This is a genomic window from Pseudomonas canadensis (genome assembly GCF_030980095.1).
Taxonomy (GTDB): domain Bacteria; phylum Pseudomonadota; class Gammaproteobacteria; order Pseudomonadales; family Pseudomonadaceae; genus Aquipseudomonas; species Aquipseudomonas canadensis.
Window position 1 is genome coordinate 801,537 of sequence record NZ_CP133298.1, and the last position, 12,895, is coordinate 814,431.

A 12,895-nucleotide genomic window follows, 5' to 3' on the forward strand; every position below is an offset into this window, starting at 1 on the left:
ATTACACGTTGAAACGGAAGTGCATCACATCGCCATCTTTAACGATGTATTCCTTACCTTCCAAACGCCACTTACCTGCTTCCTTGGCACCGGCTTCACCCTTGAACTGGATGAAGTCGTTGTAGGCGATCACTTCGGCGCGGATAAAGCCTTTTTCGAAGTCAGTGTGGATCACACCGGCGGCCTGTGGTGCGGTGGCACCGACCTTGACGGTCCAGGCGCGGACTTCTTCAACACCGGCGGTGAAGTAGGTCTGCAGGTTGAGCATCTCGTAGCCGGCGCGGATTACGCGGTTCAGGCCCGGTTCTTCAAGACCCAGGGCCTCAAGGAACATGTCCTTTTCTTCGCCGTCATCGAGCTCGGCGATTTCCGCTTCGATCTTGTTGCACACCGGAACAACGATGGCGCCTTCTTCGTCAGCGATGGCCTTGACCACGTCCAGCAGTGGGTTGTTCTCGAAGCCGTCTTCAGCGACGTTGGCGATGTACATCACAGGCTTGGTGGTCAGCAGGTGGAAGCCCTTGATCACAGCCTTCTCATCGACACCCATGTTCTTCATCAGGCTGCGTGCCGGCTTGCCTTCGGTGAAGTGAGCGATCAACTGCTCCAGCAGGCCTTTCTGGACCACGGCGTCCTTGTCGCCACCCTTGGCGTTGCGCGCGACTTTCTGAAGTTGCTTCTCGCAGCTGTCGAGGTCGGCGAAGATCAGTTCCAGGTCGATGATCTCGATGTCGCGTTTCGGGTCGACACTGTTGGAGACGTGAATCACGTTCTCGTCTTCAAAGCAGCGGACCACGTGGGCGATGGCATCGGTTTCACGGATGTTGGCCAGGAACTTGTTGCCCAGGCCTTCACCTTTCGACGCGCCGGCAACCAGGCCAGCGATGTCGACGAATTCCATGGTGGTCGGCAGGATGCGTTTTGGATTGACGATGGCCGCCAGGGCGTCCAGGCGTGGATCCGGCATCGGCACGATACCGCTGTTGGGCTCGATGGTGCAGAAGGGGAAGTTCTCCGCCGCAATACCGGACTTGGTCAGGGCGTTGAACAGGGTGGATTTGCCGACGTTGGGCAGGCCGACGATGCCGCAATTGAATCCCATGGTGTTTCCCCTCGGTAAGAGTCAGGCCTTCTGGCTGTGCAGGTTTTTCATCGCGCGGTTCCATTCACCGGCGAAGATATCCGGCAGCACGCCGAGGGCAAAGTCGATGCTGGCATCGAGTTTTTCCTGTTCGGCGCGTGGCGCACGACCCAGGACGAAATTTGAAACCATACTGGCAACGCCTGGGTGGCCAATGCCGAGCCGCAGACGGTAGAAGTTATTCTGATTGCCCAACTGCGCAATGATGTCGCGCAGGCCGTTGTGCCCGCCATGCCCGCCGCCCAGCTTGAGCTTGGCAACACCGGGCGGCAGGTCCAGTTCGTCATGGGCCACCAGGATTTCCTCGGGTTTGATCCGGAAGAAGCCCGCAAGCGCCGCGACAGCCTGGCCGCTGCGGTTCATGTAGGTGGTGGGAATCAGTAGACGAACATCCTGACCCAGGTGCGAAAAGCGCCCGGTCAGGCCAAAATATTTGCGATCAGCCACTAGGTTCACACCTTGGGCGTGGGCGATGCGCTCAACAAAAAGGGCCCCCGCGTTATGCCGGGTCTGTTCGTATTCGGCGCCTGGATTTCCCAGGCCAACGATCAGTTTAATGGCAGTCACGACAGGGGCCCTTCCTTTGGAGTTGTGGATAACATCGCCGCAACCGGTGTGCGGCGAAAGTGGACGACAGAAGCTATTTACTCAAGAGTAAACGCCGCGTTATCGCCCGCTTTCTCGCTACGTTCCGGTCCGCGATGTTTCCTCAAGCTCCGGCAATACAGAGTGAATTACTCTGCAGCGCCTTCTTCAGCTTCTGGAGCAACGCGTGGAGCGTGAACGTTGGCAACAGCTTTGTCATCACCGTGAGCCAGTGCGACAAACTCAACGCCTTTAGGGGCTTTGAGGTCGGACAGGTGAACGATAGCGCCGATTTCCAGAGCCGACAGGTCGACTTCGATGAACTCAGGCAGGTCTTTCGGCAGGCAGGTCACTTCGATTTCGTTCAGGACGTGCGAGATCTCGCCGCCTTTCTTGACCGGAGCGTCTTCACCAACAAAGTGCACAGGCACGATGGCGGTCAGTTTCTGGCCAGCTACAACGCGAACGAAGTCAGCGTGCATGATGAACTGCTTGGACGGGTGACGCTGCATCGCTTTAACGATGACGTTCTGCTTGGCGCCGTCGACGTTCAGCTCGATAACGTGGCTGTAGGCAGCTTCGTTTTCGAACAGCTTGGCGATTTCCTTGGCCAGGATGGTCACGGATTCAGCAGGCTTGTTACCACCGTATACAACGGCTGGGATGTTGGCGGCGTGACGCAGGCGGCGGCTCGCACCTTTCCCCAGGTCAGTACGCGCTTGAGCGTTCAGAGTAAAGTCAGTCATTTTGTATCTCCAAAATAGCCATCATCGAGGGGCGTTTGCGACCAGCGCCGTACTCGACATGGGCAAAAAAGCCCCGCCCCAACAGAATGTCGGGGCGGGGCGCTTTTCGTCAGTGAGATGTGCCGAAGGTTTGACCCTTAGCGGAACATCGCGCTGATCGATTCTTCATTGCTGATGCGGCGGACCGCCTCGGCAACGACCGGTGCGATATCCAGTTGACGGATACGCGCACAGGCTTGAGCGGCGGCGGACAACGGGATGGTGTTTGTCACCACCAGTTCGTCCAACACGGAATTCTCGATGTTCTCGATCGCTCGGCCCGACAGCACAGGGTGTGTGCAGTAGGCGAAGACTTTAGCCGCACCGTGCTCTTTCAAGGCTTTCGCCGCGTGGCACAGGGTGCCGGCAGTGTCGACCATGTCATCAACCAGAATACAGGTACGCCCTTCGACATCACCGATGATATGCATCACTTCAGAGTGATTGGCTTTCTCACGGCGTTTGTCGATGATCCCGAGGTCCACGCCCAGGGATTTGGCAACAGCCCGTGCACGCACGACGCCACCAATGTCCGGGGACACGATCATCAGGTTTTCAAAGCGCTGGTCTTCGATGTCATCCACCAATACGGGGGAGCCGTAGATGTTATCTACCGGAATATCGAAGAACCCCTGGATTTGGTCAGCGTGCAGGTCAACCGTGAGAACACGGTCGATACCTACCACGGTCAGCATGTCAGCGACGACTTTCGCGCTGATAGCCACACGTGCGGAACGCGGACGGCGATCCTGACGGGCATAACCAAAGTAAGGGATTACAGCTGTGATTCGAGTCGCTGAGGAGCGGCGGAAGGCATCAGCCATCACGACGAGTTCCATCAGGTTATCGTTGGTCGGAGCGCAAGTCGGCTGAATAATGAAGACGTCTTTACCGCGAACGTTTTCATTGATCTCGGCTGTGATTTCGCCGTCGGAGAACTTACCGACAGAGATGTCACCGAGAGGGATATGCAGCTGACGTACAACACGCCGAGCCAGATCGGGGTTAGCATTCCCCGTAAAGACCATCATCTTGGACACGCGCAGTACCTAGAGGCTGAGGGTAACCTGGATGAGTATAGAAAATGGCAGGGGCGGCTGGATTCGAACCAACGCATGGCAGGATCAAAACCTGCTGCCTTACCGCTTGGCGACGCCCCTGTATCTGTTGCAACGAGTGCCTAACACTCGGTTCCTTTAGAGCAGACTTTGCAGCTTGCGATGCAACATCGAAACGTTGCTTCCTTTTGCTACAAACCCTGTAAGGGTCTCTGTAAGAAGGGCCGAGACTTTATCAGCTTCAGCTTTGCTTGGGAAGCCCCCAAACACACAACTTCCAGTTCCGGTTAATTTTGCTTCGGTAAATTTACCTAACAAATTCAAAGCGTTACGTACCTCTGGATAACGCCTTGCTACAACCGGTAAGCAGTCATTTCGACTGTTTCCCTTGGGAACGGGGCGCACTTTAATGGGAGAAGAGTTACGTGTCAACAACGGATCTGAAAAAATTTCTGCTGTACTTACAGATACTTGCGGCACAAGCACGACATACCAAGGCTCTTCGGGGTATTCCGGGCTGAGTTTCTCCCCCACGCCCTCGGCGAAAGCCGCGTGCCCACGCACGAAAACCGGGACGTCGGCGCCCAGTGTCAGGCCCAGCGCGGCCAGGCGATCATCGTCCCAACCCAGTTGCCACAAGTGATTGAGACCCAGCAAGGTGGTCGCGGCATTCGAGCTGCCGCCGCCGATACCACCGCCCATGGGCAAAATTTTATCGATCCAGATATCGATACCTAGCCCGCATCCGGATTGTTCCTGAAGTTTTTTCGCCGCCTTCACGATGAGGTTGCTGTCGTGAGGCACACCTTCGAATTCGGTATGCAGCTTGATCACGCCATCGTCGCGCACGGCGAAGGTCAGTTCATCGCCGTAGTCGAGGAATTGAAACAGCGTCTGCAGCTCGTGGTAACCGTCTTCACGGCGACCGAGGATGTGCAGCATCAGATTGAGTTTTGCCGGGGAGGGCAGGGTCAGTGTTTGTACAGTCACGTTATTGCCCCAGTTTGCGCGGTTGCCAGTCCTTGATCACCAGCGTGACGTCAAGGTCGGGACCGTGCAGCTTGATGCGTTCAGGCAGCGAATAACCGCTTTGCTCTACGTAGCTCAAATACTCCACCTGCCAGCCGTCCTGTTCCAACGTGGCCAGGCGGCTGTCACCGTTGAGGCTCAGGCGACTCTTGCTGTCAGGCGCGGGCAGGCCGCGTACCCACCAGACCAGATGAGACACCGGCAGCTTCCAGCCAATCTGTTGTTCCAGCAACGTTTCCGGCGAAGTCGCTTCATAACGGCCCTGATTGGCCACTTCAAGACTGACTTGCCCCGGGCGACCGGTCAGGCGTGCCGCGCCACGGCCCAGCGGGCCGGACAGGCGAATATCGTAGTAGTCCTGGCGTTGCAGCCAGAACAAGGTGCCGCTGCCGGAATCCTTCGGCGCGCGAACCCCCACTTTGCCTTCGATTTGCCAGCCGTCGATGCTGCTGAGCTGATCCTTGTGCTGCTTCCATTGCGCCGGGTTGCCCTGGCCTTCAACGGATTCGCGGCTGCCTATGCCCGCGCAACCGGCGAGCAGGGCGATGAAGCTGAAAATAACTACGTGGCGCAAGAACATAAGCTTAAAGGGTCTCGGATCCGGTCAGGCGCTTGATGGTGCCGCGCAGGATGGGGCTTTCGGGTTGTTCCTTGAGAAATTTTTCCCAGACTTGTCGTGCTTCACGCTGTTTGCCGTTGGCCCATAGCACTTCGCCCAGGTGAGCAGCGACTTCCTGGTCGGGGAAGCGCTCCAGCGCCTGGCGCAGCAAGCGTTCGGCTTCGTCCAGGTTGCCCAGGCGGTAATTCACCCAGCCCAGGCTGTCGAGTACGGCCGGGTCTTCCGGGTTGAGCTTGTGGGCTTGTTCGATCAACACCTTGGCTTCGGCGTAACGCGTGGTGCGGTCGGACAGCGTGTAACCCAAGGCGTTGAGGGCCATGGCGTTGTCTGGGTCGCGCTTGATGATCAGGCGCAGGTCTTTTTCCATCTGGGCCAGGTCATTGCGTTTTTCCGCCTGCATAGCACGGGTATACAGCAGGTTCAAATCGTCGGGGAATTGCAACAAGGCTTGTTGCAGCAGTTTCCAGGCACGTTCCCCCTGATTGTTGGCCGACAAGGTCTCAGCCTGGATCAGGTACAGCTGGATCGCATAGTCCGGCTCGGCATCGCGCGCCGCAGCCAGGCGTTTTTCCGCCTCATCGGTGCGACCGTTGCTCATCAGGATATCGGCCTGGCGCAACTGGGCGGGCAGGTAGTCATTGCCTGGACCGACCTGGGCGTATTCGAGCAGGGCGGCCTGCGGGTCGTTGCGCTCCTCGGCGATACGGCCAAGGTTCAAGTGCGCCGAATCCACATGGCTTTCGCGCTGGATCAGCTCTTCCAGGTAACCCTTGGCCTCGTCCCAGGCCTTGGCTTCCAGGCACACCAGCGCCAGGGAGTAGCGCAATTCGTCATCGTCCGGGTATTGCTGGACCAGGCTGGCGAACTGCACTTTGGCGTCCTCCATGCGGTCCTGCTCCACCAACATGCGCGCGTAGGTCAGACGCAGGCGCTTGTCTTCCGGATACTTCTTGATGCTTTTTTCCAGCAGCGGAATCGCTTCCTTGCCGCGATTGAGATTCTGCAGCAGGCGCGCGCGCAGCAGGATAGGCGCGATTTCGCCTTCTTCCGGCGGATTCTGCTCGAGCAGCTTCAGCGCTGCGTCAGCTTCGTCATCTTGTTGCAGCAGCAAGGCCTTGCCAAAAATCAGCTGGCTGTTCTTCGGGTGTTTTTGCAGCAGGCGGTCGAAGCTCTTCATCAAACCGTTGCGCGTGTCTTGGTCAGTGTCGGCCGCCGACAACGCGAGAAAGTCGAAATGGGTGTCGCCCTTGCCCTGCAGGACCTTCTCCATGTAGACCATGGAGTCGTCATAGCGCCCGGCGCGTGCCAGTTGAACGGCCGCCGCGCGTTGTGCTTCCAGGTCGTCCGGTGCGTTCTTCGCCCAGATCAGCGAGGTGTCCAGCGCAGCCTGGTCGGCGCCCAGGTACTCGGCGATGCGGAACGCGCGCTCGGAAATCCCCGGATCCTGGGTGTTGATGGCCTGGGTCACGTAGTTGTCCAGCGCAATGTCGAAACGATTGCGCTGGCCGGCGAGTTCCGCGGTCAGCAGGCTGTACACCGTTTCTTCACTGAACGAGGAATAAACCTTGGGCTTTTCAGGGGCGGGGGTGCTGTCTTCCACCGGCGGCGTACCGTCCGGCGACACGGGTGCCATGGCCTGGCAGCCGCTGAGGAAGACAAAAGCAAGGAGCAACGCGGAAGATCTATTCATATAGGAAGAGGACGACTAACCTGCGGTCGGATCATCATGACACAAGCCTTCGGCCAAACATAACCGAGTCTCAACGGGTGCCTTTATAGACACAAGGCATTAGGACAATAGCTTACGGTGGTTGTTCTGAATCTTTCGAAGTAGGACAATTGTCGGCTTCCCGACATCATCAGCGATATTGAATGGCCTTCCTCGCACTCGGTATTAACCACAAGACTGCCTCCGTAGACGTGCGCGAGCGCGTGGCGTTTACGCCAGAGCAGTTGGTTGAGGCCCTGCAGCAGCTCTGCCGGCTCACCGACAGTCGCGAAGCTGCGATCCTTTCGACCTGCAATCGCAGCGAGCTTTATATAGAGCAGGAACATCTTTCAGCGGATGCGGTACTGCGCTGGCTGGCCGATTACCACCATTTAAGCCTCGACGACCTGCGCGCGAGCGCTTATGTGCACGAAGAGGATGCGGCAGTTCGTCACATGATGCGTGTGGCATCCGGTCTCGATTCGCTAGTGTTGGGCGAGCCGCAGATCCTCGGCCAGATGAAATCCGCCTACGCCGTGGCGCGTGAGGCTGGCACCGTCGGCCCGCTGCTGGGCCGGCTGTTCCAGGCGACGTTCAATTCCGCCAAGCAAGTGCGCACCGATACGGCCATCGGTGAAAACCCGGTGTCCGTGGCGTTTGCTGCCGTCAGCCTGGCCAAACAGATTTTCAGTGACTTGCAGCGCAGCCAGGCCCTGCTGATCGGCGCCGGTGAGACCATCACCCTGGTCGCCCGTCACCTGCACGATCTGGGCGTGAAGCGCATTGTTGTCGCCAACCGCACCCTGGAGCGTGCGAGCATCCTTGCCGAGCAGTTCGGCGCGCATGCCGTGTTGCTGGCGGATATCCCGGCCGAACTGGTGCGCAGCGATATCGTCATCAGCTCCACCGCCAGCCAGTTGCCGATTCTTGGCAAGGGCGCGGTCGAGAGCGCGTTGAAGCTGCGCAAGCACAAACCGATCTTTATGGTGGATATCGCCGTTCCTCGGGATATCGAACCCGAAGTCGGCGAGTTGGACGACGTTTACCTCTATAGCGTCGACGATCTGCACGAAGTGGTCGCCGAAAACCTCAAGAGCCGTCAAGGCGCCGCCCAGGCGGCTGAAGAGATGGTCAGCACGGGCGCCGAAGATTTCATGGTGCGCCTGCGTGAATTGGCGGCGGTGGATGTGCTCAAGGCGTATCGTCAGCAGGGCGAACGCCTGCGCGACGAGGAGTTGATCAAGGCCCAGCGTTTGCTGGCCAACGGCAGCAGCGCCGAAGAAGTGCTGATGCAACTGGCGCGTGGTCTCACCAACAAGCTGCTCCACGCGCCCAGCGTACAATTAAAAAAGCTTACCGCCGAAGGCCGCCTCGATGCGCTGGCCATGGCCCAGGAACTCTTTGCCCTCGGTGAGGGCGCGTCAGATAGCTCTTCGGATAAAAAACCGCAATGAAAGCGTCACTGCTCAATAAACTGGACGTGCTCCAGGACCGTTTCGAAGAACTGACCGCCTTGCTCGGCGATGGCGAAGTCATCTCTGATCAGACCAAATTCCGTACGTATTCCAAGGAGTACGCGGAAGTTGAGCCGATTGTGACCACTTATGGGCAGTGGCTTAAAACCCAGGCCGACCTCGAAGGCGCCCAGGCGCTGCTCAAGGATAGCGACCCGGACATGCGTGAAATGGCCGTGGAAGAAGTCCGCGAAGCCAAGGAAAAGCTGGCTGCGCTGGAAGGCGACCTGCAACGCATGCTGCTGCCGAAGGACCCGAACGACGGGCGCAACGTATTCCTCGAAATCCGTGCCGGCACTGGCGGCGACGAAGCAGCGATCTTCTCCGGCGACCTGTTCCGCATGTATTCGCGGTATGCCGAGCGCCGCGGCTGGCGGGTAGAAATCCTGTCCGAGAACGAAGGCGAGCACGGCGGCTATAAAGAAGTCATCGCGCGGGTTGAAGGCGATAACGTCTACGGCAAGCTCAAGTTCGAGTCCGGCGCACACCGCGTACAACGCGTGCCGGCGACCGAGTCCCAGGGCCGAATCCACACGTCCGCTTGCACCGTGGCCGTGCTGCCCGAGCCGGACGAGCAGGAAGCCATCGAGATCAACCCGGCCGACTTGCGCGTCGACACCTACCGCTCGTCGGGCGCTGGCGGTCAGCACGTCAACAAGACCGACTCCGCCATCCGCATCACTCACTTGCCGTCGGGCATCGTAGTGGAGTGCCAGGAAGAGCGTTCCCAGCACAAGAACCGTGCGCGGGCCATGTCCTGGCTGTCGGCCAAGCTCAACGACCAGCAGACCAGCGCCGCCGCCAACGCGATTGCCAGCGAGCGCAAGCTGTTGGTGGGCTCGGGCGACCGCTCCGAGCGCATCCGCACCTACAACTTTGCCCAGGGCCGGGTCACCGACCACCGGGTCAACCTCACGCTTTACTCCCTGGACGAGATTCTCGCCGGTGGCGTAGACGCCGTAATCGAGCCATTGCTCGCCGAATACCAGGCGGATCAACTCGCGGCGATAGGTGAATAAATGACCATCATCGCCAGCCTGCTGCGCGCCGCTGACCTTCCGGATTCGCCCACTGCGCGTCTGGATGCCGAATTGTTGTTGGCGGCGGCTCTGGGCAAGTCGCGCAGCTACTTGCACACTTGGCCCGAGAAAATCGTCACCAGTGAAGACGCGCTGACTTTTGCCAGCTACCTGCAACGTCGTCGTGGCGGTGAGCCGGTGGCGTATATCCTCGGCCAGCAAGGTTTCTGGAAGCTGGACCTGGAGGTCGCGCCCCACACGCTGATTCCGCGTCCGGACACTGAATTGCTGGTGGAAGCTGCCCTGGAATTGTTACCGGCCACCCCCGCCAAGGTCCTCGACCTGGGCACCGGCAGCGGTGCCATCGCCTTGGCCCTGGCCAGCGAGCGCCCTGCCTGGCAAGTCACCGCCGTCGACCGAGTGTTGGAAGCGGTGGCACTGGCCGAGCGCAATCGCCAGCGCCTGCACCTTAACAACGCAATGGTGCTGAACAGCCATTGGTTCAGCGCGCTGCAAGGTCATACCTATGATCTGATCATTAGCAACCCGCCTTACATTGCCGCCAATGATCCGCACCTGGCGGCGGGCGATGTGCGTTTTGAGCCGGCTAGCGCATTGGTGGCCGGTCATGATGGTTTGGACGACTTGCGCTTGATTATCAAACAAGCCCCCGCCCACCTTAATGCTGGTGGCCGGCTGTTGCTGGAGCATGGTTACGACCAGGCGCCGGCCGTGCGCGACCTGCTGTTGAGTGAAGGCTTTGAAGAGGTTCACAGCCGCATCGACCTCGGCGGCCACGAGCGCATCACCCTGGGGCGCCGGCCGTGCTGACCGATCAGGAGCTGTTGCGCTATAGCCGACAGATTCTGTTGCAACATGTCGACATTGACGGCCAATTGCGCCTGAAAAACGGCCGTGCCTTGATCGTCGGTCTCGGTGGCCTGGGCGCGCCCGTTGCGCTGTACCTGGCGGCGGCGGGCGTGGGCGAACTGCATCTGGCGGACTTCGACACCGTCGACCTGACCAACCTGCAACGCCAGATCATCCATGACACCGACAGCGTCGGGCAGACCAAAGTCGATTCGGCCCTGCGCCGCCTGACGGCCATCAACCCCGAAATCACGTTGATTGCCCACCGCACCGCGCTGGATGCCGATTCACTGGCGGCAGCGGTCGAAGCGGTGGACGTGGTGCTCGATTGCAGCGACAACTTCTCCACCCGCGAAGCGGTCAACGCGGCTTGCGTCGCGGCGGGCAAACCCTTGATCAGCGGTGCCGCCATTCGCCTTGAAGGGCAACTGTCGGTGTTCGACCCGCGCCGCGAAGAGAGCCCGTGTTACCACTGTTTATACGGGCACGGCAGCGATATCGAACTCACCTGCAGCGAAGCTGGCGTAATCGGCCCGTTGGTGGGGATGGTCGGTAGCCTGCAAGCTTTGGAAGCCTTGAAACTGCTGGCCGGTTTCGGCGAGCCGCTGGTGGGCCGCCTGTTGCTTATCGATGCCTTGACCACGCGCTTTCGCGAGTTGCGCGTCAAGCGTGATCCCGGTTGCAGCGTGTGCGGGACGCAACATGGGTAAGGGTGCGCCGATCGGTGTGTTCGACTCCGGTATCGGCGGATTGACCGTGCTGGAGGAAATCCATCAACTGCTGCCCCACGAATCACTGCTGTACGTGGCCGATTGCGGGCACATCCCCTACGGCGAGAAAAGCCCGGCGTTTATCCTCGAGCGTTCTCGGCGGGTGGCAGCGTTTTTCCGGGAGCAGGGCGCCAAGGCGTTCGTGATTGCCTGTAATACCGCCACCGTCGCCGCTGTCGCCGACCTGCGCCTGGATTTTCCTGACTGGCCACTGGTAGGCATGGAGCCGGCAGTAAAACCTGCAGCAGCGGCCACTCGCAGTGGCGTCGTCGGGGTGCTTGCCACCACCGGCACGCTGCAAAGCGCCAAGTTCGCTGCGTTGCTCGACCGATTCGCCACCGATGTGAAGGTCATCACCCAGCCGTGCCCGGGCTTGGTCGAGCTGATTGAAAGCGGTGACCTGACCAGCCCAGCCCTGCGCCAGATGTTGCAGGGTTACGTCGAACCACTGCTCAGCGCAGGCTGCGACACCATCATCCTCGGTTGCACCCACTATCCCTTCCTCAAGCCACTCCTGGCGCAGATGCTGCCCCCCAGCATCATTCTCATCGACACCGGTGCCGCCGTGGCCCGCCAGCTCAAGCGCTTGCTGAGCGAGCGCGAGTTGCTGGCCGACGGCAATCCAGAACCTGCGCAGTTCTGGACCAGCGGCGATGTGTATCACTTAAGAAATATCCTACCGACACTATGGAAATATCCGGGCGATGTGCGAAGCTTCGCTTCGTGAAAAATTCGTGAAATATCGGCGTTATAAGCTGGAACTTCTGACTACACGCCAGCTTCTATAGCCAGATTGCCTGTAAAAAATTCTATAACTTCGTTTGGAAAGGATGTTTCTTATGAAGCGCTTGTTCTGTTTGGCCGCGATTGCGGCCGCTGTAGTGGGGCACTCTGTTTCGGCACAGGCTGCTGGCCTGGAATTTGGTGTGGGGGGCACCAGCGATTCGACCATGACCTATCGGCTGGGACTGACATCGGACTGGGACAAAAGCTGGTGGCAGAGCGATACCGGTCGACTGACCGGTTACTGGAGCGGTGCCTACACCTATTGGGATGGCGACAAGCGCGCCAGCGCCAGCAGCCTGTCGTTCTCGCCAGTTTTTGTGTATGAGTTTGCCGGCGAATCGGTGAAGCCTTACATCGAGGCTGGGATCGGGGTGGCGGTGTTCTCGCGCACCAAGCTGGAAGACAACAACATCGGCCAGGCCTTCCAGTTCGAAGACCGCCTGGGCTTTGGCCTGCGCTTCGCGGGTGGGCATGAGGTGGGCATTCGTGCCACGCATTATTCCAATGCGGGCATCAGCAGCAATAACGATGGGGTAGAGAGCTACTCGTTGCACTACACCTTGCCGCTGTAACACCGGAGAACCCTTGTGGGAGCGGGCTTGCTCGCGAAAGCGGTGTAACAGTCGCTACATGTTTGACTGACACACCGCTTTCGCGAGCAAGCCCGCTCCCACATTTAGAGCTCCACTCACCAGATGATCAGCGGTAGGCCGTTGCGATCCCTTCGCGCTCGGTCAGGCACTCCGGTGCCCCCATCTCGAACTCCCGGCAGATCAGCGGGCGTCGCTCGTAGATCGTGCACATCATCGTGTCCCGATCCAGCGCCGCGCACCAGCCGTCGTCCAGGCGCAGCATCACTTCGCCGCCCCAGTCATCAGTGTCGATATAGCGCTCCGGCACGCCGGTGTCGGTGATCAGCATGACTTCCAGCTGGCAGCAGCAAGCCGCGCAGGTCGAGCAGGTGACCGCGGATTCGGTGATTTGGGTGTGAGGGATGTTGGTCATAGGCGC

General features: G+C 59.4%; 14 protein-coding genes and 1 tRNA gene. 6 read left to right on the top strand and 9 right to left on the bottom strand.

Annotation, left to right across the window (positions count from 1 at the left end):
• Position 1: 1 nt before the first annotated feature.
• The 8 genes from ychF to RB216_RS03590 form a co-directional block, all read right to left on the bottom strand.
• On the bottom strand, positions 2 to 1,102 hold the full coding sequence (gene ychF / locus RB216_RS03555) for a redox-regulated ATPase YchF (protein ID WP_017529916.1): 1,101 nt from the start codon (positions 1,100 to 1,102) through the stop codon (positions 2 to 4).
• A 21-nt stretch (positions 1,103 to 1,123) separates the two neighbouring features.
• Entirely contained in the window at positions 1,124 to 1,708 is a 585-nt protein-coding gene (gene pth / locus RB216_RS03560; RefSeq protein WP_028618746.1) for an aminoacyl-tRNA hydrolase, read from the bottom strand.
• A gap of 167 nt (positions 1,709 to 1,875) precedes the next feature.
• Positions 1,876 to 2,472: a 50S ribosomal protein L25/general stress protein Ctc gene (locus RB216_RS03565; RefSeq protein WP_033896953.1), complete on the bottom strand. Its 597-nt coding sequence runs from the start codon at positions 2,470 to 2,472 to the stop codon at positions 1,876 to 1,878.
• Between the two features lie 137 nt (positions 2,473 to 2,609).
• Entirely contained in the window at positions 2,610 to 3,551 is a 942-nt protein-coding gene (locus tag RB216_RS03570; RefSeq protein ID WP_003171603.1) for a ribose-phosphate pyrophosphokinase, read from the bottom strand.
• A 45-nt stretch (positions 3,552 to 3,596) separates the two neighbouring features.
• Positions 3,597 to 3,671: transfer RNA gene (locus tag RB216_RS03575), tRNA-Gln, on the bottom strand.
• A 36-nt stretch (positions 3,672 to 3,707) separates the two neighbouring features.
• Positions 3,708 to 4,511, bottom strand: a complete 804-nt coding sequence (gene ispE, locus RB216_RS03580; protein WP_218169695.1) for a 4-(cytidine 5'-diphospho)-2-C-methyl-D-erythritol kinase — start codon at positions 4,509 to 4,511, stop codon at positions 3,708 to 3,710.
• Between the two features lie 49 nt (positions 4,512 to 4,560).
• Entirely contained in the window at positions 4,561 to 5,178 is a 618-nt protein-coding gene (lolB, locus tag RB216_RS03585) for a lipoprotein insertase outer membrane protein LolB (protein WP_028618749.1), read from the bottom strand.
• A gap of 4 nt (positions 5,179 to 5,182) precedes the next feature.
• Positions 5,183 to 6,907: a tetratricopeptide repeat protein gene (locus RB216_RS03590; RefSeq protein ID WP_028618750.1), complete on the bottom strand. Its 1,725-nt coding sequence runs from the start codon at positions 6,905 to 6,907 to the stop codon at positions 5,183 to 5,185.
• A gap of 182 nt (positions 6,908 to 7,089) precedes the next feature.
• Between RB216_RS03590 and hemA the strand changes: the two genes are divergently transcribed.
• The 6 genes from hemA to RB216_RS03620 all read left to right on the top strand — a co-directional run bounded on the left by hemA (position 7,090) and on the right by RB216_RS03620 (position 12,456).
• Entirely contained in the window at positions 7,090 to 8,379 is a 1,290-nt protein-coding gene (hemA, locus tag RB216_RS03595; RefSeq protein WP_308908327.1) for a glutamyl-tRNA reductase, read from the top strand.
• Positions 8,376 to 9,458 (top strand): peptide chain release factor 1, encoded by a 1,083-nt coding sequence (prfA, locus tag RB216_RS03600; protein ID WP_028618751.1) that lies wholly within the window; start codon positions 8,376 to 8,378, stop codon positions 9,456 to 9,458. The genes hemA and prfA overlap by 4 nt, the downstream gene beginning before the upstream one ends.
• Positions 9,459 to 10,289: a peptide chain release factor N(5)-glutamine methyltransferase gene (gene prmC, locus RB216_RS03605; RefSeq protein WP_028618752.1), complete on the top strand. Its 831-nt coding sequence runs from the start codon at positions 9,459 to 9,461 to the stop codon at positions 10,287 to 10,289.
• Positions 10,283 to 11,038: a molybdopterin-synthase adenylyltransferase MoeB gene (locus RB216_RS03610; protein ID WP_028618753.1), complete on the top strand. Its 756-nt coding sequence runs from the start codon at positions 10,283 to 10,285 to the stop codon at positions 11,036 to 11,038. Before prmC ends, RB216_RS03610 begins: the two co-directional genes overlap by 7 nt.
• On the top strand, positions 11,031 to 11,825 hold the full coding sequence (gene murI, locus RB216_RS03615; RefSeq protein ID WP_308908328.1) for a glutamate racemase: 795 nt from the start codon (positions 11,031 to 11,033) through the stop codon (positions 11,823 to 11,825). Before RB216_RS03610 ends, murI begins: the two co-directional genes overlap by 8 nt.
• A gap of 112 nt (positions 11,826 to 11,937) precedes the next feature.
• On the top strand, positions 11,938 to 12,456 hold the full coding sequence (locus RB216_RS03620; protein ID WP_028618755.1) for an acyloxyacyl hydrolase: 519 nt from the start codon (positions 11,938 to 11,940) through the stop codon (positions 12,454 to 12,456).
• Between the two features lie 127 nt (positions 12,457 to 12,583).
• Here the strand turns inward: RB216_RS03620 and RB216_RS03625 are convergent, their stop codons facing one another.
• Positions 12,584 to 12,889, bottom strand: coding sequence for a YkgJ family cysteine cluster protein (locus tag RB216_RS03625; protein WP_028618756.1), 306 nt, complete (start codon positions 12,887 to 12,889; stop codon positions 12,584 to 12,586).
• Positions 12,890 to 12,895: the final 6 nt, after the last annotated feature.

Coding starts and splice junctions, on each gene's coding strand:
- ispE (WP_218169695.1), bottom strand. CDS start 4,511: ATGCTGCACATCCTCGGTCGCCGTGAAGACGGTTACCACGAGCTGCAG.
- murI (WP_308908328.1), top strand. CDS start 11,031: ATGGGTAAGGGTGCGCCGATCGGTGTGTTCGACTCCGGTATCGGCGGA.
- prmC (WP_028618752.1), top strand. CDS start 9,459: ATGACCATCATCGCCAGCCTGCTGCGCGCCGCTGACCTTCCGGATTCG.
- RB216_RS03625 (WP_028618756.1), bottom strand. CDS start 12,889: ATGACCAACATCCCTCACACCCAAATCACCGAATCCGCGGTCACCTGC.
- hemA (WP_308908327.1), top strand. CDS start 7,090: ATGGCCTTCCTCGCACTCGGTATTAACCACAAGACTGCCTCCGTAGAC.
- prfA (WP_028618751.1), top strand. CDS start 8,376: ATGAAAGCGTCACTGCTCAATAAACTGGACGTGCTCCAGGACCGTTTC.
- ychF (WP_017529916.1), bottom strand. CDS start 1,102: ATGGGATTCAATTGCGGCATCGTCGGCCTGCCCAACGTCGGCAAATCC.
- RB216_RS03620 (WP_028618755.1), top strand. CDS start 11,938: ATGAAGCGCTTGTTCTGTTTGGCCGCGATTGCGGCCGCTGTAGTGGGG.
- lolB (WP_028618749.1), bottom strand. CDS start 5,178: ATGTTCTTGCGCCACGTAGTTATTTTCAGCTTCATCGCCCTGCTCGCC.
- RB216_RS03565 (WP_033896953.1), bottom strand. CDS start 2,472: ATGACTGACTTTACTCTGAACGCTCAAGCGCGTACTGACCTGGGGAAA.
- RB216_RS03590 (WP_028618750.1), bottom strand. CDS start 6,907: ATGAATAGATCTTCCGCGTTGCTCCTTGCTTTTGTCTTCCTCAGCGGC.